The organism is Streptomyces hesseae, assembly GCF_031845785.1.
GTDB lineage: Bacteria > Actinomycetota > Actinomycetes > Streptomycetales > Streptomycetaceae > Streptomyces > Streptomyces hesseae.
Genome location: NZ_JAVRFI010000036.1, coordinates 22,301 through 47,277, shown reverse-complemented (window position 1 = coordinate 47,277; position 24,977 = coordinate 22,301). Strand labels below are relative to the sequence as shown.

At 69.0% G+C, this 24,977-nt stretch carries 31 protein-coding genes; 7 read left to right on the top strand and 24 right to left on the bottom strand.

Translation table 11 applies throughout. From position 1 onward, the window contains the following. Positions 1 to 10 precede the first annotated feature (10 nt). From RM609_RS32570 to RM609_RS32555, 4 genes are all read right to left on the bottom strand, one after another. Entirely contained in the window at positions 11 to 712 is a 702-nt protein-coding gene (locus RM609_RS32570; protein WP_311615964.1) for a hypothetical protein, read from the bottom strand. Positions 713 to 942: 230 nt separating this feature from the next. After that, positions 943 to 1,098, bottom strand: a complete 156-nt coding sequence (locus RM609_RS32565; protein ID WP_311615962.1) for a hypothetical protein — start codon at positions 1,096 to 1,098, stop codon at positions 943 to 945. A gap of 697 nt (positions 1,099 to 1,795) precedes the next feature. Next, positions 1,796 to 3,001, bottom strand: a complete 1,206-nt coding sequence (locus RM609_RS32560) for a glycosyltransferase (RefSeq protein ID WP_311615961.1) — start codon at positions 2,999 to 3,001, stop codon at positions 1,796 to 1,798. Further along, positions 2,998 to 4,017, bottom strand: a complete 1,020-nt coding sequence (locus RM609_RS32555) for an endonuclease/exonuclease/phosphatase family protein (RefSeq protein WP_311615959.1) — start codon at positions 4,015 to 4,017, stop codon at positions 2,998 to 3,000. The genes RM609_RS32560 and RM609_RS32555 overlap by 4 nt, the downstream gene beginning before the upstream one ends. 199 nt (positions 4,018 to 4,216) lie before the next feature. Between RM609_RS32555 and RM609_RS34675 the strand changes: the two genes are divergently transcribed. Next, positions 4,217 to 4,591, top strand: a complete 375-nt coding sequence (locus RM609_RS34675) for a GNAT family N-acetyltransferase (protein ID WP_438828591.1) — start codon at positions 4,217 to 4,219, stop codon at positions 4,589 to 4,591. 140 nt (positions 4,592 to 4,731) lie between these two features. On the opposite strand, the gene RM609_RS32545 is transcribed toward RM609_RS34675, so the two are convergent. Then, entirely contained in the window at positions 4,732 to 5,412 is a 681-nt protein-coding gene (locus RM609_RS32545) for an HAD family hydrolase (protein WP_311615957.1), read from the bottom strand. 80 nt (positions 5,413 to 5,492) lie between these two features. Next, positions 5,493 to 5,978 carry a roadblock/LC7 domain-containing protein gene (locus tag RM609_RS32540; RefSeq protein WP_311615955.1) on the bottom strand — a complete coding sequence of 162 codons (486 nt, stop codon included), beginning with the start codon at positions 5,976 to 5,978 and terminating at the stop codon, positions 5,493 to 5,495. A gap of 509 nt (positions 5,979 to 6,487) precedes the next feature. On the opposite strand from RM609_RS32540, the gene RM609_RS32535 reads away from it, so the two are divergent. Beyond that, a complete protein-coding gene (locus tag RM609_RS32535; RefSeq protein ID WP_311615953.1) occupies positions 6,488 to 7,936 on the top strand; it encodes a helix-turn-helix domain-containing protein in 1,449 nt (482 codons plus the stop codon). Between the two features lie 5 nt (positions 7,937 to 7,941). Then, on the top strand, positions 7,942 to 8,817 hold the full coding sequence (locus RM609_RS32530) for a phosphotransferase family protein (protein WP_311615952.1): 876 nt from the start codon (positions 7,942 to 7,944) through the stop codon (positions 8,815 to 8,817). A 90-nt stretch (positions 8,818 to 8,907) separates the two neighbouring features. Here the strand turns inward: RM609_RS32530 and RM609_RS32525 are convergent, their stop codons facing one another. Both RM609_RS32525 and RM609_RS32520 read right to left on the bottom strand, forming a co-directional pair. After that, complete coding sequence (locus RM609_RS32525) at positions 8,908 to 11,457, bottom strand: IPT/TIG domain-containing protein (protein WP_311615950.1); 2,550 nt, start codon at positions 11,455 to 11,457, stop codon at positions 8,908 to 8,910. A 286-nt stretch (positions 11,458 to 11,743) separates the two neighbouring features. Beyond that, positions 11,744 to 11,911, bottom strand: coding sequence for a hypothetical protein (locus RM609_RS32520; protein ID WP_311615949.1), 168 nt, complete (start codon positions 11,909 to 11,911; stop codon positions 11,744 to 11,746). Between RM609_RS32520 and RM609_RS32515 the strand changes: the two genes are divergently transcribed. Further along, positions 11,910 to 12,230, top strand: a complete 321-nt coding sequence (locus RM609_RS32515) for a hypothetical protein (RefSeq protein ID WP_311615947.1) — start codon at positions 11,910 to 11,912, stop codon at positions 12,228 to 12,230. The two genes, RM609_RS32520 and RM609_RS32515, sit on opposite strands and share 2 nt — an antisense overlap. On the opposite strand, the gene RM609_RS32510 is transcribed toward RM609_RS32515, so the two are convergent. The 13 genes from RM609_RS32510 to RM609_RS32450 form a co-directional block, all read right to left on the bottom strand. Beyond that, positions 12,161 to 12,310: a hypothetical protein gene (locus tag RM609_RS32510; RefSeq protein ID WP_311615986.1), complete on the bottom strand. Its 150-nt coding sequence runs from the start codon at positions 12,308 to 12,310 to the stop codon at positions 12,161 to 12,163. The two genes, RM609_RS32515 and RM609_RS32510, sit on opposite strands and share 70 nt — an antisense overlap. Before the next feature lie 307 nt (positions 12,311 to 12,617). Continuing rightward, a complete protein-coding gene (locus RM609_RS32505; RefSeq protein WP_311615945.1) occupies positions 12,618 to 13,526 on the bottom strand; it encodes an aKG-HExxH-type peptide beta-hydroxylase in 909 nt (302 codons plus the stop codon). A 96-nt stretch (positions 13,527 to 13,622) separates the two neighbouring features. After that, entirely contained in the window at positions 13,623 to 13,766 is a 144-nt protein-coding gene (locus RM609_RS32500) for a hypothetical protein (RefSeq protein ID WP_311615943.1), read from the bottom strand. A 69-nt stretch (positions 13,767 to 13,835) separates the two neighbouring features. Beyond that, positions 13,836 to 15,731 (bottom strand): radical SAM/SPASM domain-containing protein, encoded by a 1,896-nt coding sequence (locus RM609_RS32495; protein ID WP_311615941.1) that lies wholly within the window; start codon positions 15,729 to 15,731, stop codon positions 13,836 to 13,838. Positions 15,732 to 15,780: 49 nt separating this feature from the next. Further along, complete coding sequence (locus RM609_RS32490) at positions 15,781 to 16,656, bottom strand: nucleotidyltransferase domain-containing protein (RefSeq protein ID WP_311615939.1); 876 nt, start codon at positions 16,654 to 16,656, stop codon at positions 15,781 to 15,783. Next, positions 16,653 to 17,576 carry an NAD(P)-dependent oxidoreductase gene (locus RM609_RS32485; protein WP_311615937.1) on the bottom strand — a complete coding sequence of 308 codons (924 nt, stop codon included), beginning with the start codon at positions 17,574 to 17,576 and terminating at the stop codon, positions 16,653 to 16,655. Before RM609_RS32485 ends, RM609_RS32490 begins: the two co-directional genes overlap by 4 nt. Further along, a complete protein-coding gene (locus RM609_RS32480; protein ID WP_311615935.1) occupies positions 17,570 to 18,040 on the bottom strand; it encodes an NUDIX domain-containing protein in 471 nt (156 codons plus the stop codon). Before RM609_RS32480 ends, RM609_RS32485 begins: the two co-directional genes overlap by 7 nt. A 37-nt stretch (positions 18,041 to 18,077) precedes the next feature. Continuing rightward, positions 18,078 to 18,947: an isocitrate lyase/phosphoenolpyruvate mutase family protein gene (locus RM609_RS32475; RefSeq protein WP_311615933.1), complete on the bottom strand. Its 870-nt coding sequence runs from the start codon at positions 18,945 to 18,947 to the stop codon at positions 18,078 to 18,080. After that, a complete protein-coding gene (locus RM609_RS32470) occupies positions 18,944 to 19,612 on the bottom strand; it encodes a dTMP kinase (RefSeq protein ID WP_311615931.1) in 669 nt (222 codons plus the stop codon). The genes RM609_RS32475 and RM609_RS32470 overlap by 4 nt, the downstream gene beginning before the upstream one ends. Continuing rightward, the gene (locus RM609_RS32465) at positions 19,613 to 20,326 is read right to left on the bottom strand and encodes a hypothetical protein (RefSeq protein ID WP_311615929.1); all 714 of its coding nucleotides are present in this window, start codon (positions 20,324 to 20,326) and stop codon (positions 19,613 to 19,615) included. A gap of 106 nt (positions 20,327 to 20,432) precedes the next feature. Continuing rightward, on the bottom strand, positions 20,433 to 20,624 hold the full coding sequence (locus RM609_RS32460; protein ID WP_311615927.1) for a hypothetical protein: 192 nt from the start codon (positions 20,622 to 20,624) through the stop codon (positions 20,433 to 20,435). Beyond that, on the bottom strand, positions 20,621 to 20,992 hold the full coding sequence (locus RM609_RS32455) for a DUF6415 family natural product biosynthesis protein (RefSeq protein ID WP_311615925.1): 372 nt from the start codon (positions 20,990 to 20,992) through the stop codon (positions 20,621 to 20,623). Before RM609_RS32455 ends, RM609_RS32460 begins: the two co-directional genes overlap by 4 nt. After that, positions 20,989 to 21,222 (bottom strand): hypothetical protein, encoded by a 234-nt coding sequence (locus RM609_RS32450; RefSeq protein ID WP_311615923.1) that lies wholly within the window; start codon positions 21,220 to 21,222, stop codon positions 20,989 to 20,991. The genes RM609_RS32455 and RM609_RS32450 overlap by 4 nt, the downstream gene beginning before the upstream one ends. Before the next feature lie 237 nt (positions 21,223 to 21,459). Between RM609_RS32450 and RM609_RS32445 the strand changes: the two genes are divergently transcribed. After that, positions 21,460 to 22,317 carry a helix-turn-helix domain-containing protein gene (locus tag RM609_RS32445; RefSeq protein ID WP_311615921.1) on the top strand — a complete coding sequence of 286 codons (858 nt, stop codon included), beginning with the start codon at positions 21,460 to 21,462 and terminating at the stop codon, positions 22,315 to 22,317. Beyond that, on the top strand, positions 22,295 to 22,498 hold the full coding sequence (locus RM609_RS32440) for a DUF397 domain-containing protein (protein WP_311615919.1): 204 nt from the start codon (positions 22,295 to 22,297) through the stop codon (positions 22,496 to 22,498). Before RM609_RS32445 ends, RM609_RS32440 begins: the two co-directional genes overlap by 23 nt. 174 nt (positions 22,499 to 22,672) lie before the next feature. On the opposite strand, the gene RM609_RS32435 is transcribed toward RM609_RS32440, so the two are convergent. The 3 genes from RM609_RS32435 to RM609_RS32425 form a co-directional block, all read right to left on the bottom strand. Next, positions 22,673 to 22,861, bottom strand: a complete 189-nt coding sequence (locus tag RM609_RS32435; protein WP_311615917.1) for a hypothetical protein — start codon at positions 22,859 to 22,861, stop codon at positions 22,673 to 22,675. Between the two features lie 131 nt (positions 22,862 to 22,992). Next, positions 22,993 to 23,679 (bottom strand): APA family fibronectin-binding glycoprotein, encoded by a 687-nt coding sequence (locus tag RM609_RS32430; protein WP_311615915.1) that lies wholly within the window; start codon positions 23,677 to 23,679, stop codon positions 22,993 to 22,995. Between the two features lie 281 nt (positions 23,680 to 23,960). Beyond that, positions 23,961 to 24,362 (bottom strand): DUF3592 domain-containing protein, encoded by a 402-nt coding sequence (locus RM609_RS32425; RefSeq protein WP_311615913.1) that lies wholly within the window; start codon positions 24,360 to 24,362, stop codon positions 23,961 to 23,963. 73 nt (positions 24,363 to 24,435) lie between these two features. Between RM609_RS32425 and RM609_RS32420 the strand changes: the two genes are divergently transcribed. Then, positions 24,436 to 24,888 carry a hypothetical protein gene (locus RM609_RS32420; RefSeq protein WP_311615910.1) on the top strand — a complete coding sequence of 151 codons (453 nt, stop codon included), beginning with the start codon at positions 24,436 to 24,438 and terminating at the stop codon, positions 24,886 to 24,888. The last annotated feature ends 89 nt before the right edge of the window (positions 24,889 to 24,977 follow it).

The following is a 24,977-nucleotide window of genomic DNA, read 5'->3' as shown; positions in this document are numbered from 1 at the left end:
ACGGGGGGTGTCATCGCTCCTCGGGGACGTGGGCAGGCTGTGCTCTGGCGGCCGGGAACGTCCCGGGCCGCCGGGCGGTGGTGAGGCTGTCAGGGGGAACGACGCGCACGTCGGTGAGGCGAAGGGCGAGCCGGGAGGCGAGCATCCAGCCGATGCGTGAGTCGCCGTAGGGCACCACGTCCCCGATGGTCTCCTCCAGCGCCACCCGGCGGCGACCCGACGGAGCAGCACTGAAGAGCACCCCCGCAACCCCGTACGGCCGGGGAGTCGCCGCCATCACCACAACTGCCTGCCCGAGCCCGGCCAGCTGCCGACGCTGCTCCGCCTCAGTCGGCAGGCAGGCCGGGCAGAGGGGAGGCTCGGTGGTCACATGCCCTTCCGGCCATTCGGCCGGCAGACCGTTCTCCCCGGAACAGACCTCCAGGAAAAAGCAGCCGTCGTCGGCGCGGGCAGGCAGGGAGCAGACCTGGCATAGCAGCTGCTGGGAGGCTCGGCGCTGCCGTACTGGATGCGTCTGTGACCACTCCGGTACGCCGACCGGCATTCCGTCGATGTCCAGGGCCTGTAAGTACCGCATCCACAGCACACCATGGCGATCGCGGTCCGGCGGCTGCTCGTTGACGTAGCAGATGCCGCGGCCGTCCCGCCGCACCTTCAGAGGCGAGAGGACCTCTCTCTCGTATTGCCGCAACGTGATGTACGGGACGGGCATCACGTGCTCCTTCCGTGCGGTACGTGGGTGCGGCCGGATGAGGGGGCGCGACACTGGGGACGCTCGGGGCCAGTAGCAGTTCCTGGTTCATGGTCTTGTCTGCCCGTAGCCCGGTCTTGGGCAGGGCGTGCGCCAGAGCAGGCCCGGGGGTGGCGAATCGGGTAGTCATCACGGGGCTCTGTTCCTCGCGCTCGGGGATCGTGCTGTTGAGGGGTGGGGACGGTGACTGGTCAACTGCGGTCCAGGAGGGGCTTGTCGTCGGTGAGGAGATCGAGCAGCCTGGGCAGCGCCTCCGTGGCCCTGCCCACGAGGTCGGCGGGCTGGTCGTCCTGGAGGGCCCAGCGGGCATAGTGGGCGCCGTGCCAGGCGACATGGGTCAGGTCCACCGGCCTGCCGCAGATCTCGTCATAGGCGGACCAGATCTCGCCCAGTACCCGTCGGCGGCGTGGTGGACATAGAGGGTGGCCAGATCCTCGTCCGGACAGCCCACCCCGCACGCGGAAAACTCCGTGATCACAGGTCGGGGCGCTGGTTCCGTTCCGGCGAGCACGGTGCCCGCGTGGAGGTTGCCGTGGACGAACGACCGTCTGCATTGACCTCGGTGATGTCCGGTGCGCCGCAGCACGCTCAGCAGGCGCTGACGTTCAGGGCGCCGCACGGTCTCCAGTGAGGTCCGGGTCCGGTGCAGGCGCGGAACCCTCGCCCACGCCTCTTCCGGGAGGCTGTGGAGGTACCCGGCGGCGCTTCCCAGGAGGCGCGCTCCCGTGGCCGCGTCCTCCAACTCGCCGACGGGCGTGCCGGAGACCGGTGTCAGGGTGATCCAGGAGGCGGAGCCGGGGAAGTCCTCTTGGCCGGTGACACGGGGAACGGCGATGCGCCCGGAGTGCGCCGCGGGTTGGAGCCCGGCCGTGGTCCGCTCCGTCGTCTGGCGTGGCCACCGGAAGAACACGGTCAGAGCGCCACGAGGGACTGTGAAGGACACACGGTCGTTACCGGTGCTGCTGTCCTGTGGCGGGAAATACGCCCCAAGGCGGCAGGAGGCGCCCATCCGGGCGCAGTCGACGGCGGCATCCCTCATCACATTCAGCGCCGCCTCGAGGCGGTCGGCGGGCAGAGGACGGCCCGGCCTGGCCTGGCCTGTACGGCGAGCCAGTGCGGAGGGTGCTCGGACAGCATCCGGGCCTCAGCCGAGGCTTTAGTCCCGGCCCGCTCGGGACGGACCGACCGGTAGGCGGAGGCCGCCCTTTCGGCGATACGGGCCCAGGACAGTACCTGTTCGATGCGGCGGTGCCCGTTCAGGCCCAGCGCCTGGCCCAGTGTGGGGTCTTTGCGCAGCCTGGCGAGGAGGTCTGGGAGGTCGGCCATGTCCGGCTTGTAGGAGAACAGTATGGCGCCGCTGTTCTCGAGGCCGGTGGCCGCCTGCCGGGTGGCGATGACGGGCAGGCCCGCGGCCATGTAGGCCAGGATCTGCGCCCGCATCCCGGACGGCTCGCTATGCGCGGCGATCCCGGCCGAGGCGGTGGTCAGGGCCGCGTGCAGGTCCGGCACCGGCCCGTGAAAGGCCAGCCGGTTCAGCAGGGTGCGCATCGGGGGCACGTAGCGGCCATAGACCGCGACCGGCATGTCCTCGGGGATACAGCCGTTGAGGGTGGCCAGGGCCTGGGCGTTGCCGACCTGGGTGAAGTCCGCCGCGACCACGACAGGGCCCTGCGGGTTGCCGCCCGGAACCGCCGGCCTGGAGGTGGCGCCGCAGGGCAGGTGCATCACCTGCCCGGCCCCGGCGTCGATGGCGTGCTGGGCGTCGTCGCCGGTGAGCGTGACCACGGCATCGGCCAGCCGCAGGGCCGCGCTCTGGACCACCCCGTCGTGCATGTGCCCGGCTGTGCCTGCCATGGCCAGGGCGGGCACGCGTTCCTGGGCGTGCATCTCGTACACCAGCGCCGCCCCGGCCGCGTCGGCCAGCTGCCGGCCGGAGCGTACGAGAAGGGCGCTGTCGGAGATCACCAGCACATGGGGCTGGGCCTTGCGCACCAGGTGCTTGAGCTGTCCGCGCTTGAGGTCGTAGTAGTCGGTGTGGGTGAGGTAGGTGACGGGGAACGGCCAGTTGCTGGTGGGGGTGGAGTCGTGGTTGAGGTCGTAGAGCAGCATCGACACCTCCACCCGGTGCCGGCCGTCCGTGAGGTGCCGGTTCAGCTCCAGCGTCCGCGCGGCAGCGGCGTTGAGGGGCAGGGAGCGCAGGAACCCGTCGGTCGCGCAGATCACCAGCACCCGCATCCTGGCGGTCCTCACAGCTCACCCTCCGTCTCCGACGGGGTGAGCGCGATGGTCATCTCGACGGGGAGGTGGTCCGACAGGCTCCACATGGTGGCCGACTCGTGGACCGTGATGTCGCGGACGGCGGGCGCGGCGAGGCGATTGGCCAGGATGAAGTCGCTTCGGTGGCCGATGAGTTCGTCGTCGGCCCAGTAGCCAGTCGTGTGCTGCGGTTGCCGGTCGAGGAGCTCGTAGGGGTCGTGGAACCCGGCAGCAGCCAGGAGCTGCATGGCGCGCCGGTCGGTGGGGCCGAACTCGCCGTCCATGGCGAGGAGGCAGTGGCGGCTGCGGAGGTTCGCCGGGATCCGTGACCAGTCCGGTTCGTCGTCGGCCAGGCCGATGGTGTTCAGGTCACCGGCCAGCAGCCCCCGCCGGTCGATGGCTCCGTCGCTGTCGCCGTAGCGGGCCAGCCACCGCGCCTCGGCCAGCCGCTCCTCTCCGCCCAGGAGGCTGAGGTGGGTGCCCAGGACGGTCAGTAACTGCGGGGCGTCCTTGATGTAGACGATGGCGCGGGCGAGCCCGTGGAAGAAGGCGCCCGCGTCGGCCTCGGCGTCGTACGCGGCGACGCGCACGGTCCCGGGTCGGTAGAGCATCGCCAGGTGACTGCCGCGCTCGCGCGTGGAGAGGACCGGCGGCAGGGCCACCATGCCCACCGCGTCCGCCAGCTCCCACAAACGCCACCATCCGCCCTCCTCCCAGCCCTTCAGGTCCTGGAGGACTAGTACGTCGGGGGCCCGGGTCGCGAGGAAGTCCACCTGGCCCTGGCGCCGCTGCTCGTCGCTGGCCGAGTCGATGCCCCCGGTGAGCGTGTTGTACGTGATGATCCGCGCTGTGTGCGCGAAGTCCAGCCTCGTCGACGGCACGATGCCGCCGGTGCCGGGGGACGGTGTGGCGTCTGGCCCGGTGACGGGCTCGGTGGTGCGGTCGGGCAGAAGACGCAGCCGCTCGGGGCGGCTGGGCTGCTGCTGGAGACTCGAGCGGGAGGCAGGCATGGATGTTTCCTTGATCGGTTCGATGACTGCACTGATCAGTTCCGGCGCGAGGGCCGGCGTGGGTGTTCCGCCTGGTGGTTCGGGCCCCGTCAGCGCCGCGGGACTTGGGTCTTCCAGACAGACAGGAACGACAAAGGCCGTGGGGTGCTGGGCTACCGGAGGGTGGACAGCAGCAGCCCGAGACCGAACGCGGCCGGGCATGCGAACAGGAGCAGCCGCCGTCGGGCGTGCGGCCTGCGGCTCCGGTGCCGGGCCCGCCCGCGCCGCCGTCGGGGCGAGGGCCGCCGAGGCGGCGCCCACGACGGCGGTTCTGCGACGACGGGGACGGGATCCGGTGGCGGGCTGGGGTCCCACCGGTGCAGGGCTGGCCTTCGAGGGCCTGGATCTCCACCGCGTCTGGGGCGCACGTTCGCTGCTGAACGCTGCCTCGGCGCGCGCCATGCTCAAGGCGGGCATGGTCGAGGAGGGGCGCATCCGCGAGCACATCTTCAAGGCCGGCAAATGGCGCGACTCCGTCGTCCACGCCATCCTTGCGGATGAATGGATAAGCCACGGCATCTCCGGGAACCGGTAGCCGCTGCCGCTCCAAGGGGGAGGCAGCCTTCAAGGTGGTCTGTCTGCCTGCAGTTACGGTGATCATCTCGCTCTGCTGGTCCGATGCTGACAGGGCTTTGAGACAGGCTTCACCTGCGTGAAAGACCACGAGGTGATGGCCTACGCTGCCGCGGACGGCAGATTCTGAGTGGCTGCTGTGCGCAGCCACTCGATCGCTTCCACGACGCTTTCCGCGACGTGGGCCGGCTGGGGATCCTCGGGGTCGAGCTGGCGGCCGTGGGAGACCCACACCGGGATGAGCCGGGCCGCGAGTGCCCCGTGAATATCCGCCTGGAGGTCGTCCCCGACGACGTATGCCGTGGCGTTCCGGGCGCCGAGGTCGTCGAGCGCGAGACGGAAGAGAGCGGGATCCGGCTTGCGGAGCCCGATCTCGGAGGAAATCACCACCCCACTGGGGAAGAACCGGTCTAGCCCCGCCCGGTGCAGCTTGGTCCGCTGGGCGGCGGCCTCCCCGTTGGTCACCAGCCCCATCCGCCAGCCCTCCCCGGCGAGCCGGTCCAGGGCCTCGCACACCTCGGGCCGGAACGGGACAAGCTCGGCGGTGCGGCGCCGGTAGGCGCTCTGCATGCTGAGCACGGACCGGCCGATACCGAAGGTGCGCTGCACCTCGTCGAAGAAGGCGGCCCGCCGCCCCGCCCACCGCTCCTCAGTCTCCATCAGCCAGTGCACAGGCACCCCCGACTCCTCGGCGAAGCCCTGCGCCCACTGGGCGAAAGCAGTGCGGTGACAGGTCAGCGTGGCATCGAGATCGAACAAGACGATCTTGCTGACAGCGGACATGCGGCGGCTCCAGGGCGCGGGTGAGAGTGTCTGGGAGAGCGGCAGGGGCGGGCCCGCCGCATGGGCAGGAACCTCGCTGCTCAGCCGGCAGCACACGGGCGCGGCGAGCCACTGCCCTTCGCGCTCGCCGCGTCCGGTGAGGCCTTCGGACGCTTCACCGCCAGCACCTCCCCGACCTGCCCCGCCAAGGAGGACAACGTGAACCCGAGCTCCTCAAGACGGGCCTCGCGACCGGCATAGAGCCCGACCACATGCTGCTCCCCGGCCTTGCACACCAGGACGAACCCGCGCTCGGTCTCGATACAGATGCGGCCGGCTTCAGCAGCACCGTGGCGCTGGGCCACCTGCGACGCCGCGGCGGCCAGAACACTCACCGCAGCAGCGCGATGGTCCGCGGCCGCGGACCGCGCCTTGTGGTCGTGTGCGTCGACGGCAGCGGACGGCGACGCGAAGCCGCTCTCACAGCCCGGAAAACCGTCCAAGCCCGCCACGAGCACACCCTGGAGACCGGCCACGGACTGCATGCAGAGGTCCAGACGAGCCTGAACCATGGCGAAGCTGCTCATAACGGAACCTCATCCTTGCGACTGGGCGGCGGGGAGGGCACCAATGCCCGCGAAGAAGGCACCGGCCACGCGCTGCGCGCGGCGGCGAGCCGGGGCGTCAGCGTTCGGAGTTCCCGGGAGCGAATCCAGCGACTCGGCCCAGGGCTCCCGTGCTCCGGCCGACGCAGGTGACACCCCAGCGTTGCCCACGGGCAAGGGAAAGGTCACGGTCTCGGCCGGCTGGCTGGGGAACAGGGTGCGGGCTGTACTTCCCGGGAGATGAGTCGTGCCGTGCCAGGCAGCCAGCCTCGCGACGACCGATTCCACCACGGCACCTCCTCCATCGATAGCGCAACCGGCACATTCACATTTCTGCGAAGGCCAACGCGCAGACAGAGATAGCGCATCCCACAGCATGAACGCATATGACAGGCATGTCATATGACGGAAACCTGTCATATGACGACAGTCATATCAGTCATAGCAGATGGGTATGGTAGAGAAGCTGGGCAGGAACGCACCCCGGGAGAATGATGACCGCCGTCCGAAAATGCCGGAACTGCCCCACCCGGTTAGGCAAATACAGCCACGGAGCACTGTGCGATGCGTGTAAAGGCACCGCACATATCGGTGATGCCGAGCCGCCAGTACCACAGTTGCCGCCAGCGGTATGGAGCAATCAGGACGTCCGTGAAGCCCTCGCCAAGCGGGACCACGGCGCGCTACTGAGGACCGTGCGCAAACTCAGCGGGCTCTCCCAGGTGGACCTCGCCGAAATGATCACCATCGATCAGGCATACCTTTCCCGCATCGAATCCAGAAAACGCCGACTCCCTCCAGCCAGGGAAGCCGATGTGCTGAAGTCGCTTGGTGTTCCGGCCGACTTAATCCCGGATTCCCCGCAGGAGAAGAAAAACCGCACCGCGTGCAGCGATCAGGACCCGGAGAAGGACAGCCTCGAGCACAGCACGGAACTCCGCGCCCTGGCCACCCAGGCAGCCGAAGACTCTCTCGCTTTCACCGAACTGATCACCCCCAGCAACTGCGACGACGACACGCTGGAATACCTCGCACTCGACGTCAGCCGCATCGCCACCGACTACGTCCACGCACCACTCACCCACGTCTTCACCGACCTCGTCGCCCTGCGCGACCGCCTCTTCCGCCTCCTGCGCGGCCACCAGACCCCCCACCACACTCAACAACTCTTCGTACTCACCGGCACCACCTGCCTGCTCATGGCACACGCGTCCCAGAACCTCGGCGACGAACGATCCGCCATGGCCCAGCTGCGCACCGCGTGGGCCTGCGCCACCCACGCCGACCACCGCGCACTGCGCGCCTGGATCACAGGAACCCGCGCGCTCCTGGCCGAATGGTCACCCCAGCCCCACCACGCCCTGCGCCACGCCGAAGCCGCCGCCGCCCTCGCGCCGGCCGGGGAATCCCGTGTCCGCATCCACGCCATCGAGGCCCGAGCAGCAGCCCGCCTGGGCGACAGCCAGCGCGCGCTCGCCGCCCTCGACCGCATGCGCCGAGCCCGCGAAGCGCGCCCGGCCTTCGACGAGATCACCGCCTTCGGCGGCCTGCTCAGCTTCCCCCTCGCCAAAACGGAGTACTACACCGGCAGCACCTACAGCCTCCTCGACCAGCACCAGCACGCCGAGCAGCACGCCCGGAACGCGGTCCAGCTGTACGCCAGCGGCCCCAAGGAACAGCGCTCCTACGGCGACGAAGCACTGGCGCGCGTGGACATCATCGTCTCCCAAGTGGCCCAGGACGACCTCGAGGCAGCCACCCAGGCACTGGACCACGTGGCCTCACTGCCACCCGCGCTGAGAATCCGCCAGCTCGGCACCGGACTCCTCCGCATCAAGGCCATGCTCAACGAACCCGCCGCCCTCGCCAGGCCTGCGGCCCGCCGGCTTCTGGAACTCACCCACGCCTGTACCGCCAGCCCCACCCCACCCCTACCCTGACCACGATGACCACGACACCCATAGCGGCCGAGGACGTCCTCCGCACCGCGTGCCGCGACATCGGCATCAAGGCCGACGGCATCACGCCCCTGCGCCGCCACGCGACGGGGGTCTACCTCCTGCCCCGCCCCCAGGTCGTCGCACGGCTCAGCCCCGCCTCGAAGGCACACGCCATCACAACGTCAATCCAGCTCACCCGCTGGCTCATGACCCACCAGTTCCCCACCGTCGAGCCCCTCGACATCAGCCAGCCTCTCCTCCACGGCCCCTACGCCATCACCTTCTGGAGGCACTACCCCCAACCGGGCACCGTGCCCACAGCCGGGCACCTGGGCGCCCTCCTCAAGGACCTGCACTCACTGCCGAGCCCACCTATCGAACTGCCTGCCTACCGGCCGCTGGAATCCCTGAAGGACATTGCCGGCGGGAACGGCATCCTGCCACCGGAGACGGTTTCGTGGCTCCTCGAGCAAATCAACGCTCTCACCGCCGAATTCAGCAGCCTTTCCTCCCCGCTCGGCGTGGGACTGGTGCACGGCGACGCCTACCCGGGCAATACCGTCTGGGACGGCACGTCAGTACGCCTGGGCGACTGGGACGAAGCCGCACAGGGCCCCCGCGAACTCGACCTGGCCAACACCTTCCAGGGGATCCGATTCGGCCGCACACCGCGCGAGATCGACTCATTCGCCAGTGCCTACGGACACGACCCCCGCTCCTGGCCAGGACTCCTCACCCTGATCAAGATCCGCGACCTTCATACCCTGGGCTCCTTCGTCCGACGAGCCGCCCAAGGCGACCGGGCGGCCCAGCACCAGCTCAACCACCGGCTGCAATCCCTTCGACGAGGCGACCGCCACGCACGGTGGGACATCTTCTAAGGCGACCGTCACCCTTCGTTACCTCCGATTACGGGACTGAGCCGAAGACCGTACAGACCCGCAATCGCTCGGCCCGACGATGGCGAGTAGTCAGCTCACGGTCTTGATCGGCAGCACGTTGCTCGCCCCGTGTCCGGTCAGCACCAGCACGTTGTAGGTGCCGGCGGGCAGCGGCGGCGTAATGAATGTGAGCGAGGCGAACGTCTTCGCGGTGATCGTCCCGCGGACGTTGGCGAGGGAGCCGATGTAGACCTGAATCGCTTCATCGAGGTTCTTCCCCGTGACCGTGATTGAGTCGCCCCCGGCCACGTGGGCGATTCCCGGATCGAGGGAGGAGATGACGGGGGTGGAGGTGGAGACGGCACCTCGTTGGGTCCACCGCCCGCCCATGGAGTTGACCAAGGAGAAGTAGAGGGTCAGGATCCGCCCCCGCGGCAGGGAAACACTTCCGCCCGGCTCGCAGTCGAGGACGAGGCCGGTACCCAGTGTGCCGGCAGGGGCGAGTCTGCAGTCGTGGAACGTCAGCGGATGTTCGCTGACGTTGCAGACCGCGATCTCTTGTCCATCGGCGCCCGCCAGGAATGTGGGCATGGCGGTGATGTCCGCCGCCGAGTCGATGCTGCCCCGATCCGCCACGAAGCTAAGGTTCCGCCCGGCCACCGGAATCGGTGTGGTCCAAGGACTTCGATCGATGATCACCGCCGCCCCTGAACTGGGCATCGTGAAGGTGCCTCGGTTCGTGAAATTGTTGCCGTGTACGGCGTCGATGCCGCTCGTGGTCGTAAAACCGACCGGTTGCAGTCCGGTAGCGCCGCCAGCCGTCACGAAGTCAGCCAGGCAACCAATGATCCCGGAGTTGCGGTCGGAGACCTCGTTCAAGACCAGACGTCGATGGTCGGGGTGGCCGAACCACATCGGCTGGTCGATCGTGATGCCTCGGGCCTGGCCGATGAAGACGCATCCGCCGAGGAAGGGGGTGGCTTCGAAGTACGGGTGCGAGATCACCGTGTTGAACCCCAAGCCGTTCCGTGGCGACAGTGTGCCGATCACGATGCCAGCGAATCCACACCCGAAGAACTCCTGGTTCTCCAGCAGCGGGCCGTATCGGGCGCGGCTCACAATGCCGCTACCGGCACACGACGTGAACTTTCCGGTGTCCATGCGCGTCCGGCTGCAGTCGAGTTGGGTCGTGAGGTCCTCGCCCGCCCCTTCGAGTGCGTCGCTCCAGCCGTCGCCGACCCCGATGGCAAACGGCTGGTTCGGCAGCGTCCGCGCTGGCGGGTGGAGTGCTTGAACCGTCATCCGGTCCGGGCCGTCAATGCTGACGATCTCCAGTCTTTCGAGGGTGCCGTCGTCCATGTGATCGCCGATGACGATGAAGTCTCCCGGCCGGGCCGGGATCGACGTGAAGTCCGTCCCGGCTCCGGTGACCTTGACATCGCCGGCCTGACAAGACACCGCTCCACCGACCGGCGTCGTGAGCCGGAGGTTCGAGTACCGGTCGGCGACCGACGGCGAGCAGAACATCGTTCCGCACCGCACGGCCGACACCTCTCGCGCATAGATGTTGTCGTTGTTCGCGAGCGTCCCATCGTCGGCAAAACCTCCCACCACCCGATAGCCGTCCTTGACTGTTTCGCCGACGAACACATCGTCAAGATGCAACCCCGCCGCGCCTTGTAGATGAAGCCCGTGATCGGCGACGCCGGCCCCGTTGAGGCTGATGCCCTTGAGCGTCACCCAGCCTGCGCCGATCGAGAGGACTGACCGCATGCCGGTCCCGCTCGCGGTGATCTGGGTGCCACCGAATACGGGTTGCGCCGTTCCTGCGCCGCGGATCGAAATCCCAAAGTCCGACACCCCGGTGATGATCTCGGCGGTGATCCTGAAATTCCCACCCGGAAGATAGACACCATGACCACCGGTGACCGCTCTGGTCGCGCGAATCGTGGCAAGGAGCGGCTCGGTGTCATCGGCGGCGCCGTTACCGACCGCGCCGAACCACGCAACGCTGAGCTCCGCGACGTCACGCCGCCGTACCCAGCGCCCCGACGCGCCCGACGCGCGGCTACAGGGGAACGACAGGCCTTCGTCGCCCACCGAACCTCCGCTCGAGTAGAGGCCGATTGGAGCAACGGCGAGAGTGAACGTGTTCGGCGCCGTTACCCCGACGGGCAGATACCGACCGTCCAGCGAAAACCCGTCCTTTCCGTTCACCCCGTCGACCACCGCACGCCCGCCCGGCGCGAGCCCGTGTGGCCCGAAGGTGGTCACGGTGACGCTCACAGCCCTGCCGCCGCCCTCGTACGGGCGATTGCCCCTGGAACCGATCAACGTGAAGGAATCCGGACTATGCGGGTCGACCGCGATCATCCACTGACCGTTGGCATTGGTGTTCCCGCGAACCCCTTCGACGAGCACGACCTGGCCGCTGACGAAGTGATGGCCAGGGGCCGTGATGACGATCGGCCCGGGGGCAGCCGGGTCGAAGCCAGCCTCCGTGATCTGGGCCGAAGCGACCGTAGCCCCGGTGATGTGTGTGGTGTCGAAGAAGAAGGTCCCACCGCCACCGTCCCGGTCTGAGGTGGCTCTCGCCACTTCGGCGGCATCCCCGGCCCGCGGCGAATGAATGGCCTGCATGGCGGACAGAGTGGAAGTACTGGAAACAGCCACAACAGACACCACCCGGTGTGACAGCTGAGCGCCATCGGCAGCTCGGCGCCGTCTGCTTGGGAGGAGGGATCCCGCCCACTTCTTCCAGAATACGCAGGCCCCGCCCCGGCGCGCGCCGGGGCGGGGCCTGCGTCAAAGAAAGCCGCCGGGGCGCGGTGCCCGGCGATACGGAGCATCCCTGGCTGGGGACGGGATCTCGGCCCTACCAGCGGCCAGGGCTGTTGCAAAGTCGTGTGATCTCGTAGTTGGCTGATCAGGGCAGGCCAATGAGGTCGAGTGGTCGGATGCGGGTCTGGTAGGAGAGGTGCCGGAGGGCGGCGGCGATGCTGCGGTGTCCGGCTCGGTGGATGGTGCTGATCGCGAAGTTCCGCAGGGCCCCGGACGAGCGGCGGCGGGACCGTTCGGCGAAGGAGGCCGCCATGACCCGACCCACGTGGCCCGGAGAGTCGCCGCCGACTGGCTCGCCGAAGCCGATGCCTGCGGCACCCGCCGAGCAGGCCGCCCTGCGCTACGGGCGCGGCCACCTGCTCGGCCTCGGCCGCGTGCACACTGCCTTCGTCGCCGAGGCCCTCGCCCGCAGCGAGGGCTGCGGACCACTCGACCTCATCCCCGCTCCCGAGCACCCCACCGGCCCGGACGGGGACGTGTACCAGCCCGCCGCCGAACTCGCCTACACCGCGAACACCGACAAGAGGTCCGCGGGCATTGCCCTCCAGGCGATGCTGCCCGCGACCAGGTAGCGCAGGGCGTCGACCAGCTGCCGGTGGCAGTAGCCCTCCGGCTGCCCGCCGCGGCCTTCCAGCCAGGCGGGTACGGGCATCGCGTCGCGCACGACCGCCCATTCCGCGTCGGTCATGTCCGAGGGGTACCTCGGACGCCTGTGCGGCCGGTCCCCGGCGTTCCCGAACCGGTGAGCGAGACAATCACGCGACAGGGGTGCAGAGTTGGACGGCAACGTCACGGAGCCGGAAGACTGCGGCACCGGGGGCCTCCTGTTGCTCGGCTGGATTCGACACCCACGAGCTGTGCGGGAGGCCCCACTTTCATGCCCTGCCGACCGAAAGATCACCCGACCGAGTCGGCACACTCGAACCCACGATCACCAAGATCGATAGAGCAACGGCTACTTAGAGGGCGGATGCTTCTTGGTGTGCTGACCTCAGCCGGTGTCGTAGCTCGGCGTCGGTGACGAGATTGAGCGCTCGCGCGTGGCTTTCGCCTGTGGTTGTGAGGCGGGCTCGTTGATAGTCAAGGTAGGCGGCGAGGAAGCGGCGTATCTCCGGTGCGGTTCGGGCGTTGTCGAGTACGCGGGCGGCGTAGATCATCATCAGGGGGAACGCCCAGCACGCATGCAGAAACCCGAAGGCGGGGCGAAGGGTGTTCTTCCAGGGCGAGAAGAACTCTTCCTCGCCGTTGAGTTCGATCCCGGTTGCGGCCAGAGCGTCGTTGAGCCAGTTGTGGCCGGACTCATGGATGAGGTCGCGAGCCAGTACGGCCGGGTGGTCGGTGTAGTCGATGAACACCGTTCCGGGCAGTCGGCTCGTGGTCCAGCTTCGCAGGATTCCCGTCAGGGGCCGGTGGCTCAGCAGACACACCACGACAGCGTGGGCGGAGAGCAGAGCGCCGAACCCGCTCTCGGCGGCGTGGTCGTAGGCGACACGGGTCATCTGCCGAAGACGGTCCGGAGCCGGCGTGGTGCTGGGGCCGATGACGTAGGTCGGAGCATGCGAGGTAGGCGATTCCTGTACCTGGTTCGGCGGCGGGGCCAGCACGACCGGGAACATGCAGGGTTCCTCGGTGAGCGAGGCGGCGTTGACGTCCAGGTGCTGCGCGTACCACCTGAAGGTGTCGGCGTCTTCGTCGCGGGCGGCACGTTCCGCGCCTTCCAGGGCGTGATGGGCGAGGGCGTACCGGGCGGCGGGATGCGCGGCGGGGAGGGCGGGGGTGCTGGCGCCCAGTGTCGTGTGGATGTGGAGGGCCTTGCGGTGGTGGAGCTGTTCCGTTGCAGGCAGGCGAAAGAGTGCGCTGAGGTCCACGGGGCTCCTTGCGGGGGTGCGGAGGTGGGACCGGGCCGGTTCTGGCCCGGTCCCCTGGTGCGTCCCTGCCGGATCACGGCAGGTGGTAGTGGCGGGTCAGGAACGGACGTCGCTCTGTCCGGCCGGCCAGTAGTCGGCGCCTTCCTCGGAGGTGTGGATGGTGAAGCGGACCTCTTCACCATCGGTGTGCAGGTCCTGTACGGCGGCGAGGAAGTCGGCCGCCCACGTGGTGGTGTTCACTGTCTTTTCCCTTCTGTGATGGTGATCGGCCGGACGCTGGTCGAACGGCGCCCGGTGGGCCGGGGACGGTCAGGTGTTCTTCGTCTCCGGCGGTTCGGGGGTGCCGTTGCCGGGAGGGACCGGGCAACGGCAGGACGCTCCAGGGGACGGTTCCTCGCTCGCGAGGGCGTCCCGGAGCAGGTCGGTGGCGGCGCCCAGCGCCGCGAAGTAGGAAGGCCAGGAGGCGGCCGGGGCGGGTGCGAGGTAGGTATCGAGTACCGGTGTGATGAGGCCGGTGGTCTCGCACGTCAGGTTGCTGCGCGCGATGATCAGGCGCACCGGCTCGGGAAGGCGCGGGGTGACCTTCTCAGCGGTACGGCACAAGGCGCCGGCAGCCGCCGCGTACTCGCCGGGATTGCGAGGAAGGATGCCCAGCCGCCGCCGCGTGTTCCTCGTGGCGGGGCTGTCGTATTGGTGGCCTTCGCAGCTGTCGTAGGTGGCCAGGCCCCAGTGGCCGGTGATGACGTCGATCAGGGGTTTGACGCCCGATTCGATGGCGTCCGCCCACTGCGGGTGCGCGGGGTCGAGGTCGTCGGCGGCGTGGACGCCGGGGAGGCCTTTGGTGTTGATGTTGCCGTAGGCGCTGGTGTGCAGCTCGGCCCGGTGTCGGGGGGCCTCGGGGGCGTCCCAGGTGGCGAGGAACGCGGGGATGTCCCGCATGCTGTTGGGGCTGCGGGGCCGCCATCGCAGGGTCTGGCACCAGGCGCCTTCCGGGTGCGCGGGGTCGGCGAGGAGCGCGGCGGTGGCGTCGATGATCCGCATGCGATAGGCGCAGTAGGCGTCGTGGTCGCCGCCGAGGTTCATGCGCCAACGGGTGGCGATGCATCCACCGCCGCACGTTGACCGGTAGTCGCAGGTGACGCACTTGTTCATGAGCGACTTACCCTGGCCGAGGAGGTTCGAGCCCTTCTGGGCGGCGGTGATCCGGGCCGTGGTGGTGTCCTTGTCCAGGACCGCAAGCTGTGCTTGCGGCCACGGAAGCTCGTCGCAGCTGCCCATGCGGCCCGAGGGGTACAGGGTGAAGACGTGGTCGCACTTCGTCGCGCTGAAGTGACAGAAGGAGGTGTCCAGGCCGCGGAGGCGGCGGATGGTCGGCACGGCCGGGGACAGGCTGATCTTCCGGAAGTGGCCGGCGCGTATCCAGTGCGCGGTGGCGCCGATGACGAACTCGGCGTACTCATCGGGGGTGATCGACCAGGCCGGACCGTTCTCCGTGTTCAGGGCCTGGATCTGCATGATGCGGCTGGTCGGTGTGCGCTTCGTGCTGGAAGCGGTCGGGCGGGTGATGGTGGTGTCGAAGCAGGGGACGAAGCTGACCGAGCGGACGGCGGCGAAGCCGGCCAGGTGGTCGAGGACTTCGGCCGGGCGCCCGAGGACGGCAGGGGTAACGGTGGTGATGATCCCTGCCTGACGACCCCGGTCGGACAGGAGCCCCAGCGCGGCTATCACGGCTGGATAGGTGGGCTTGCCGTCGTATCCGACGCGCCACCGGTTGCCCTCTGCGTCGCCGTCCAGGGAGATCCCGATCCTCAGCTCGGGATACAGCGCGTCGAACAGGTCGAGCCATTCTCCGTCCAGGCTGACGCCGTTGGTCTGCATCGTCACGCGGACCACCTGGGGCATGCCCGCGAGTTCCCGCAGCAGGCCGGCCATGTGGTCCTTGCCCGCCGTCAGGGGTTCACCGCCGTGCAGCCCCACAGCGATGGGGCGCCCGGGGAACAGGCCGGGAAGCAGGCGGAGCTGGTCCGCGCTGATCCGGGCCCCTCCCGGGGATTCCTTGCGCTTCTCGTAGCAGTGGAGGCAATCGATGTCGCAGGTTTCGCCGCGTACCTTCACGATCACCGACACGGCGTCGGTCTCGGGCGAGTCGTCCAGGGCCCGGTACAGATCGGAAACCTGATGCCTCGGGTCAAGGGTGACGTTCACTGGGTTTCTCCCGTCCGGCCCCATCGGAGGGGCTTCTATCCGGGTTTGCTCAACTGGCCACCTGGGCGGCCCAGGCCAGGAACTGGCCGGTCGTGAGGGCGATACGGGTGTCGGCGTACTGGAGGGACCAGTCGTCGCTGTACCTCTGGGGCAGCCACCCGAACCGCCCCCATGCCGGGTCCACCTGGGCGTCCGGGCTGCCGGCGGCGGGCCACGCGACCAGCAGGGCGTTCAGCAGCCGCACCCGGGCCTGCCGGAACCAGTCCGGACACGGAGACGAACCCTCGGCCTTCTCCCAGAGCGGTGAAGGAAGCGCCGTGTGCTTGCCCGCGAGCACGGGGGTCCACTTGTCGCCGAGCAGCGGGAGACCGGCCGCCGCGTTCTCGGCCTGCATGACCGTGACCGACAGCTGCCACAACACCATGCCGGCGCTGTCGTACAGGCCAGCCGAGCTCAGCCCGTCGAGGTCTTCCACCAGGCTGATCGCACGATGCACCCGGTCCGCCAGAGCCCACTTCTGGTAGACGTCACGTTCAGCCGCGCCAAGGGCCGGTGCCTCCTCGCCGCCGTCCATCACTCGAGCTGTCCGCAACGCCGTCAGCGCGGGAAGCTGCCGCCTGATGGCACGGAACCGCCCGAGATCGGTGGCCACCATGTGGAAGGCGCCCAGCTCGGCGCGGAGCGTGTCCATGTCGGCGGCCGTGGACGAGACCAGATCAACACGTACCCCGTCGGCCATCCGGGACCGCACCGCCGGAGCGGGCCCTGCCGGGACGACGATCCGCAGATCGATGTCGCTGCGCGCGTGGGCGACCCCATACCCGACGGGACCCTCCAGCCAGACCTGCGCGCCCGGGTGCTCCTGCCGCAGCTGCTCGGCCACCACGCGGGCGGTGCGCAGCCGCTGCTCGTACCACCGGTTCATCCCGGCCCCTTCCCGGTCAGCAGGGCCCGCGCCGTTTCGGTGACCCAGGCGTCCAGCCGCTCCCGTACGTCGCCGCGCTGCGCCCCGATGTGGGGGGTCACCAGCAGGTTCACCGGCTTGGGGCCGCTGGGGAAGTGGTGGATGTCAGATGCTTCGACCGGGTCCACGGCGAGGCCGGACAGGAGCCCGGTGTCGAGTGCTCGCAGGCAGGCTGTGATGTCCACGGTGGCCAGCCGTCCCACGACGATCAGCAGAGGTTTCCGGGCCGCCGAGTCGCGAAGGAAGTCCGTGCTGACCAGGGCCGTGTTCGCTATGGTGTGGGGAACGGCCACAACGTGGGCGTCCGCCCAGCCCGGCAGGTCTTCGGCGGGCATCTGCGCGAGGTCTTGGCCGATGCTCGGCCGGGCCGCGAAGACGGTGTGTGCCACGTGAGGTGCGAGAGCGTCGGCGCAGGCCCTGCCGACGGGGCCGGCGCCCCACACGGCGACGTTCATCGTCGAGACGGGCACAGACGACATGCACGCGGCTTTGAGGTGTTCGCCGCGGTCGATGCCTCGCGCGCCGAGCGGGATACGGCGGGCCAGGGACAGCAGCGCCGTAAGGCACCATTCTCCGACGGCCGGGGCGGATGCCCCGGGGTTCCGGTGAACGCTGATCCCGCGTTCGGCGAGAAGGCCCGTATCGATTCCGTCCAGCCCCGAACCGGCACGGATGACGTGGCGCAGCGACGGCAGGGCGCCGAGTTCGGACCTTCCGAGCCGAAGCCCGGAGCGCAGCACGATCACCTCGGCTGTCTTGGCAGCCTCGGGCGGGACGTCGCGCAGGTCCGTGAACTCGCGCACGGCGTGCCCGGGGAGCGCGCGGGCGAGCTGGGCCGTATCGGCGGCTCCCCGGGCGGTGAGGACGGTGCGGTTCACCATCGGTCCACCAGCACGTCGCGGTCGTCCTTGAGGGCGTTGAGGATGTGCTGGCCGACCCGGGGAAGGATGTGCAGGGTGGTGATCTCCTCCAGCCAGACCCATTCGAATCCCACCTGCATGGGGTCGGCCGGCTCGGACATACGGGGTTCGGTGCGGCCGTCGGTGATCTCGGCGAGGAAATTGTGCTGCGTCTTGTGCTGCGGCCCCAGGTTGCGGCCGTACTCGCCGGGCACGTACTCCACGACGAACATCTCGCGCACGGTACGGACCTCCAGCCCGGTCTCCTCGCGAACCTTGCGGCTCACGGCGTCCCGCAACGACTCCCCTTCCCTAGCCTTGCCTCCCGGCAGGTTGTAGTGGAACGACCCGCCGCTGCTCCTGTTGTCGTACGACAACAGCAGGATCTTCCCCTCGTGAACGATCGCGGCTTTCACGGACACGCTGATGTTCGGCAGAGCGGTCATGCTCGTCCTCCTAAGGCGGTCGCGGATAGCGGACGGTCTACAGACACGCGAGGGCGTCGGGGTCGGCGACGCGGAGCAGGTCCTGCACGTCGGCGAGGGCATCAGCGCGGAACATGCCCGTGGTGCGGAAGGAGTCCGCCGCGCTGCGCATGGCCGTCATGGCCGCGCGGGACAGCTGGTTGGCGTAGATGGCCATGGCGAACCCGGCCTCGCCGAGTACGGCCTGGCTGATGTGCGGGAAGGCGGTGGGGACCGTGACCAGCGGCACCCCGTTCCACCGATGCGCCGTCGCCATGGCCTGATCACCGGTGGTGTCCTTCGAGTGGACCAGGACGGCGTCCGCTCCGGCCGCCTGGTACGCCTCCGCCCGGTGCAGCGCCTCGTCGAGAGTTCCGCCGCAGATCAGCGTCTCCGTGCGGGCGATGAGCAGGACGTTCCCGGCGGAGGCCGCCTTGATCTCCTTGATCTGCGCGCAGGCGAGGTCGGCGTCGGCCAGGCCCTGCGCGCGGTGTTCGGAGAACGAGTTGCATTTTGGGTAGACGCTGTCCTCCAGGCAGACGGCCGCCGCGCCGGCCGCCGTGAGGTCGAAGGCGTAGCGGCGGGCCGTTGCGGCCGATCCTCCGGCGTTGTCGATGTCCACGACCACCGGCAGGTCGCATACCCGGCGCAAGGACATCACCACGTCGGCGAGGTCGCGGGAGCCGAGGACGTTCTCGTCGGGCAGGCCGAACGCGGTGGACACCTCCAGGCCGGACACCCACAAGGCATCGAAGCGGGAGTCAGCGGCGATACGGGCCGCCATGGCGTTCGCGGCTCCGATCGCCTGCACGGGCAGCCCGGTCTGCTGTGCCTTCTCAAGGGCGCCGTGCAGGCGGTCGGACGGCCGCTTGCCTATCACCGTGGTCACACTTCCTCCATGGGCAGAGCAGGGGTCAGGTTGTGTCCAGCCAGGGCATCCCAGGCGTCCCTCAGCACCGCGGCCCTCTCCTGCGAGGCGTCGATGCGCGCCGTCGGCCCGATCTTCGGGAACGCGGACGGGCAGGACAGGATCTCCGCGATCGCCTCCCGCACCCTCGCCTGGACGTCGATCACGTCCCAGTCCTTACGCACGTCCTCGCCACCGGTCCGCCCGGCCGCTCGGGCCATGGACTGCTCGGTCGCCGTCTCCAGGACGATCGTCAGGCTCGGGGTCACATCGATGGCGTCCGCGAGTTTCGCGTACGTCTCCATCGGCGGCTGGTCGTGCTTGACGGCGAAGAACGCGAGTTCACTGATCAGCCACCGGTCCGCGATCACCGGCCGGGCCGCAAGAGACGGGACGATCAGGCGCGTCACCGACGCTTGCTTGTCGGCGCGCAGCGCGGCCAGGTACCGGTCCCGGTTCTCGGGCGCCGGCCGGTACTTTCCTTCCACCAGATCCGGGGCGGCCTCGGGGGCGAGCCAGTTCGTTGTCAGCACGGCCAGCGGCGTGACGCCATATAGGTGCTCGAACAGGCGGAACAATCCCTTGCGCAGGGTCGTCTTCCCGCTGCCGTCCAGACCCTCGACCACGATGAAGGGGAACACGTTCACTTATTCCACCTGCCCCGCTCCGGTACCGCCCGCGTACTTGGTGAACCGTCCCCGCCACGGAAGCGAGGTGCTGACCAGGTCGAAGAGGCGAAGGTCACCGAGAGCGGCGAGCAGGCCCGGCATCTTCGGCTCCACGATGATGCCCTCGGTGACGGCCCGGCAGTAGGCCATCCGCAGGCCCGCCTCCGAGGCGCCGGCGCTCCTGAGCCGGGCCCGCAGGATGCGGGTCGCCACGCCCAGTGCGACGGCCTTCGCCGCCTCCTCGATCACGTTGACGGGAGCGCCATCGTCCCCGAGCGGTGCGGGAGCGGCCTTGGCTCCTCGCTTGTGACGGATGATGGCCAGGACACCGACCCACCAGGCGGCAGCGGCACACACGGCCTCCACGGCATCCTCGGTGGCCTTGTCTCCGATGCCGGCCGTCAGCGTGCGGGCGATGCCCCGGGCGGGCGGCGCGAGAGCCCCGCTGCCGGGGCCATCGAGTCCGAGCTGCTGCGGCGCCGACAACCAGGTGGACAAGCCCGCATCCTCGGCCACGGGCACCGCGTGCGCGGGCGGCGGGGCCGGGCGGGTCACGAGTTCGCGGGGGATCAGGCTTTCGGGGAGTCCGCAGGCCGCGGCATCGAGATCCGCGGCATTCCTCCACTGGTCCAAGTGCAGGTAGATCCGCTGGTAATGCAGGCCATCCGCCAGGATTTCCCAGGATTCACTCACTGGTACTGACGCGGGAGCGGGGCATCGGGCGAGCGCCAACTTCGGTTCCCTTCCGCTGGTTCGAGTAGAGCAGCGTACTGGCCGCCGCAGGGCCCAAAGGCGCTTCCTACTCCTCCGGATTGACGTCCGGCATCGCCACAACCGGCCGGGCCGAGGCGCCGTCGCCGGACAGGACGGTGCCCGCGTGGCCGTGGAACAGGATGGCGACGGGGGCGATCAGAGCACCGGCGAGGAGGAGCAGGACCTTGCGGACCGGATCTCTGTCGTCGATCGGCTCGTCCACGTGCCGGCCGCTCATAACTGCGCCTCTCGCAGTCGCTGCTCGTCGCCGGGTTCGGCGAGCGCGAGGGCGAGGAACGCGCGGCAGGTCCGGGCGAGCTCCTGGCAGTACACGGCCCGCGCGGCGGCGCTCGCGCCGGGAGCGGGGCGTGCGCCGAGCCTCTTACGGACCTCGCCCGTGATCAGGGCCACGAGCTCGTGCTGCCCGTGCGCGGCCCAGTCCTTCGCCGCGACGGCGGGAAGGAGCTGCTGCTCGGTGTGCCAGGCCAGCGATGAGGTGATGTTGTCCACGGACACGGCCAGCGGCAGGCTGTCCAGCGCCCGGCAGATCACCGCCCGGATCGTCGCCTCATCGAACGCGGCGCGCTCGTGAACCGGGGCGGTCACCGCAGGCCCTCGGCGTGCACGAGATCGAGGTAGGCGTCGCACGTTTCCCCGGGCCAGTGCGCCGGGTCACCGTGCGCCTTGACGAACGCCGCCCCGGGGCAGTCCCGCGACGGCTCGTCGGACGCGGCCTTCGCACTGGCGTGCAGCTTCTGCTGAAGGGTCCGGCGCTCCGGCGGGCCTTCGGAGCGGGCCGGGAGTCCGGTCATGGCGGTGCCAGGGAACACGGTCACGGGTGTCTCCACGAAGGGGTGAGAGTTCTTGGCGGCATGGTGGGCCGCGGTTCTCATCGCCTCGGGGGACGACGGCCCACCACGCGCTGGACAGGCCGGGCCCCGGCGGTCGGAGCGTTCAAGGACCCGGCCAGGTCATTCACCGTAGAGCCGCCATGAGCGAGAACACCATGCTTGCGGTATCGACGTTCCAGGCCGTATATCAGTTGACGCGCCAATACACCGAGGAGGTCAACTGTGCCCGCCGCCAAGGAACTTGACCCGTTACGGAACCTCGCGTCACTCGCCGGGAAGATGCTCCGCGACCGCCGCAAAGCCGCGAAGCTCACGCAAGCCCAGCTGGGGGCGCTGATCCCGCTCTCACAAGGCATGATCGCCGGGATCGAACTCGGCAACGAAGTCCCCAGCCCAGAGGCCGGCCAGCTCCTCGACAACGCCGTGGGCGGGAACGGCGAGCTGGCCGCGATGTGGCACCACGTCCGCAAGGACCTCCACACGCAGGCCACGTATCCGATCTGGTCGTATGCCTACCTGGCGGCAGAGGCCGAGGCCACCCGCATCCAGCACTTCGCGAACATCATCCCCGGCGTGACCCAGACCGAGGACTACGCACGCGCGATCATCACATCCGCCGCGCCGCTTTTCGGCGGCGACATCGAAGACAAGGTCGAGGCGCGAATGGAGCGCAAGGTCATCCTCGACCGCGATGACCCTGTGTGGTTCTGGAGCATCATGGACGAGTCAGCGCTCTATCGAGTCGTGGGCAGCCACGAGGTGATGTGCGCCCAGCTGACCCGCCTGCTAGAGCTCGCCACACGGCCCCGCATCACGTTCCGCGTCCTGCCGTACGACAGAGGCATGCCCGGCGGAGTGATCTCCATCGGAGCGCTCCTGCTGCTGTCCCGACCGGGTAAAAACGAGTCAGTGTACTGGGAGAGCGGCCTCAACGGCGCTTTCTTGGAGACGCCGAGGGAAGTGGAGGTATACAGGTCCTTCTACGACCATCTGGATCTCGATGTCCTGTCGCCACAGGCATCAACTGATCTGATCCGCAAGGCACGTGAGGAGCACCATGCACACTGCGAGCACCACTGAACTGACCTGGCGCAAGTCCACCTACAGCGGCAACGGAACCGAGTGCGTCGAGGTCTCCGACGACCTGCCCGGCACGGTCCCCATCCGCGACAGCAAGCGCACCACCGGCCCGAACATCATGTTCTCGGCCTCGGCCTGGGCCGCGTTCGTCGGCGAGATCCACGCCGAACGCATCAGCTGACCCCAGCGCGGAAGTGCCCTCTCCCCAAAAGTGGTGGGGAGAGGGCACAACCGCATCCGCGCGGAACGCCCCAGTGTACGCAGCCGTCACCGCACAAGGCAGAGGATCGCCCCCTACCGCACCAGCCAGCGCCCGGCAGCCCACGGCGGCCGATTGTTGTGGGGCCGCCACTGCTCAGACCGGTCCGAACAGCACAGCCTGGCGGTCAGCCAGGAGATCAACACACTCCCGGAGCTCGGGTACCGGTGGGCCGGTGTGCTCCCGCATCGACGCGATCGCTTGGATGGTCCGGCCACTGTTGATCAGCTCATCTACCTCGGCGCGTGCTTCGTCCGAAAGCTTGTCCCAGAGGGAAATCTCCATGTCCACATTGAACCCTCTCGCCTGAGTCGAGGGGCAGCCAGTCGCCCTCCAGGCCGGTCTGGCATCTGAGACAGACGCGTCCCCGGGCCACTGGCCGGGCGCGGCAAGGGCGGTGTACGGCCCTTCGCGTGTCATCGGGCAGCGGTGCTGCGCAGGACCGCGTCGACCTCTTTGCCGGTCGTGGCGGTGGGGGTATCGCCGTAGAGGCCCATGACGAACGAGGTGCGGCGGTTGTCGATGGTGGTGACCGTCATCCTCAGGTGGTCGGTGCTGCCCTTGGGGCCGCTGATTTTGAGCGTGACGCTGTGTGCCGGCTGGTCGCCGACCTTCGCCGGATGGGAGTCCTCGAGCGTCGCGGGCCGGTCGGGGAAGAAGAACTCGGCGTTCGAACGGGCCGCGTGCTCGGTCTGCTGCCGCAGGCCGGAGGCCGGGACCACCTGCCGGGACCGCCCAGCCATGACGACAGCGCCAAGCGCGTCTTCTTCCGCTCCGGCGCCCGGCTTCTTGACCATCTGCGAGGTGAAGGCACTCATCAGCTTGGCATCCTTGGCGGCATCATGCTCCCAGCCCGCCGGTATGGCGTAGGACAGGCCCGCCGCGGTGTTGTTCACCCGGGGTCGGCCGGCCAGTGGCGAGTCGTCCACATCACGCGTCAGCCACCAGGCGAGCGTCCCGACGCCGGCCAGCAGCACGACCAGGGCCGTGAGGCCGACGGCCATCATGGTGCCCTTCGCGCGCCACGGCGGGGTCGGGCGGGGCGCGTAAGCCGGGTGGGGCGTGTGGAACGGCTGCGGGGGCGTCGGCGTCAGGCTCGTCATGCCTTTCAGCTTTCCGTCCCGAGGCTGATCGGGCCTGAGTGCAGGTACTCAGAGCGGATACTCAAAGGACCTGGTTCGGGAGGGGATGATCCAGGCGGGGTGGCGCCGCTGGTCATCGTCGGTGTGCTGTCCTCGGCGATAGCCCCGGCTTTGCCGTCGCATCGCAGGGCTCCCGCCCGCGGTCACCGCTTCCTGGCGAGCATGTGCTTCACCGCGCCCCTCGGCAGTCCCCGCCGGAGTCCATGGCAGGCACCGTACGCACTTGCATTGACAACCGGCACTCACGACGAGCCCGTGACCGGCCGACCCGTCCTGCCACAAGGAAGCCGCCGGGACACCAACGCCATGACGGTGCCGGCCCCTGTGAACAACAGCCCGATCCCACCCACGATCACAGGCCCCAACCACAGCGAGAGGAACCCATTGATCCGTGCGTCCCCAGGGGAATCCGCACGATAGAGCACCTCGACCTGCTCGCCCACCTCGTACGACGACGGATCGGAACCCGAGGAGTCCCGAAATCTCCTCGGCGTGCCACCCGAGGGCGTGAACTCGACCACCGGGAACGTTCCGTCAGCTTGCCAGTCCAGGGCCGCCACTGTGCCCCGAGCCCGGACTCCTACTCCGTTGACGTGCCCGTGAGGCGGGGAGATCTCACGAATGGCGAACGGCTCGCCCAACATGGCGAACAGACCAGGGGCGAGTTGGCGTGGCTTGACCGGTCCGGGGCTGCTGAAGCGGTTAAGGTCCCGGGTCGTGACGGAGAAGAGGGAACGGGGCTGTTTTTGCGGGTGCGGCGAGAACGCGGAGATGGGCAGGTGGTTCGTTCAGGGCCACGACGTCACCGCGGCCGCCGCCCTGCGCGCTGTGGAGGAATTGCGCCTGCCGCACCAGCTGGTCTCGGCGGGTTTCGGCCCGGAGCGCTCGGTGGTCGAGGCGGCTGTCCGGGAGGCGGGCTGGGTGCGCTGCTCAGGGTGCGCGTATGTCGGGCCGCTGGCCAACCACACGTGCACCGACGCCCCGGTCGACCAGTCCCCCTCCCCACCCGAACCTGGGATGGATCAGGAGCACGAACGCGCGCTTCCGGGCCCCGCCACAGCACTGCTGGCCGAGTCCGGGGCTGCCCAGGGCCGACTGCTGCCCGGGGCGGCCGACCCGGCGTGGGAGACGGTACCGCTGCATCTGCGCCAGCAGCTCTTCTCCCGGTAGTTCCATGCACTCTCACTGAGGGGCGGCCCCGCAGGGGCCGCCCAGCACTGTGTGCGGGCCTTCTCGTTACCTCCGACGGTTGTGGATTC

Coding starts and splice junctions, on each gene's coding strand:
- RM609_RS32570 (WP_311615964.1), bottom strand. CDS start 712: ATGCCCGTCCCGTACATCACGTTGCGGCAATACGAGAGAGAGGTCCTC.
- RM609_RS32555 (WP_311615959.1), bottom strand. CDS start 4,017: ATGCCTGCCTCCCGCTCGAGTCTCCAGCAGCAGCCCAGCCGCCCCGAG.
- RM609_RS34675 (WP_438828591.1), top strand. CDS start 4,217: ATGCGAACAGGAGCAGCCGCCGTCGGGCGTGCGGCCTGCGGCTCCGGT.
- RM609_RS32545 (WP_311615957.1), bottom strand. CDS start 5,412: ATGTCCGCTGTCAGCAAGATCGTCTTGTTCGATCTCGATGCCACGCTG.
- RM609_RS32540 (WP_311615955.1), bottom strand. CDS start 5,978: ATGAGCAGCTTCGCCATGGTTCAGGCTCGTCTGGACCTCTGCATGCAG.
- RM609_RS32535 (WP_311615953.1), top strand. CDS start 6,488: ATGATGACCGCCGTCCGAAAATGCCGGAACTGCCCCACCCGGTTAGGC.
- RM609_RS32530 (WP_311615952.1), top strand. CDS start 7,942: ATGACCACGACACCCATAGCGGCCGAGGACGTCCTCCGCACCGCGTGC.
- RM609_RS32525 (WP_311615950.1), bottom strand. CDS start 11,457: ATGCAGGCCATTCATTCGCCGCGGGCCGGGGATGCCGCCGAAGTGGCG.
- RM609_RS32515 (WP_311615947.1), top strand. CDS start 11,910: ATGACCCGACCCACGTGGCCCGGAGAGTCGCCGCCGACTGGCTCGCCG.
- RM609_RS32520 (WP_311615949.1), bottom strand. CDS start 11,911: ATGGCGGCCTCCTTCGCCGAACGGTCCCGCCGCCGCTCGTCCGGGGCC.
- RM609_RS32510 (WP_311615986.1), bottom strand. CDS start 12,310: ATGCCCGTACCCGCCTGGCTGGAAGGCCGCGGCGGGCAGCCGGAGGGC.
- RM609_RS32490 (WP_311615939.1), bottom strand. CDS start 16,656: ATGAACCGGTGGTACGAGCAGCGGCTGCGCACCGCCCGCGTGGTGGCC.
- RM609_RS32485 (WP_311615937.1), bottom strand. CDS start 17,576: ATGGTGAACCGCACCGTCCTCACCGCCCGGGGAGCCGCCGATACGGCC.
- RM609_RS32480 (WP_311615935.1), bottom strand. CDS start 18,040: ATGACCGCTCTGCCGAACATCAGCGTGTCCGTGAAAGCCGCGATCGTT.
- RM609_RS32460 (WP_311615927.1), bottom strand. CDS start 20,624: ATGAGCGGCCGGCACGTGGACGAGCCGATCGACGACAGAGATCCGGTC.
- RM609_RS32440 (WP_311615919.1), top strand. CDS start 22,295: ATGCACACTGCGAGCACCACTGAACTGACCTGGCGCAAGTCCACCTAC.
- RM609_RS32435 (WP_311615917.1), bottom strand. CDS start 22,861: ATGGAGATTTCCCTCTGGGACAAGCTTTCGGACGAAGCACGCGCCGAG.
- RM609_RS32430 (WP_311615915.1), bottom strand. CDS start 23,679: ATGACGAGCCTGACGCCGACGCCCCCGCAGCCGTTCCACACGCCCCAC.
- RM609_RS32425 (WP_311615913.1), bottom strand. CDS start 24,362: ATGTTGGGCGAGCCGTTCGCCATTCGTGAGATCTCCCCGCCTCACGGG.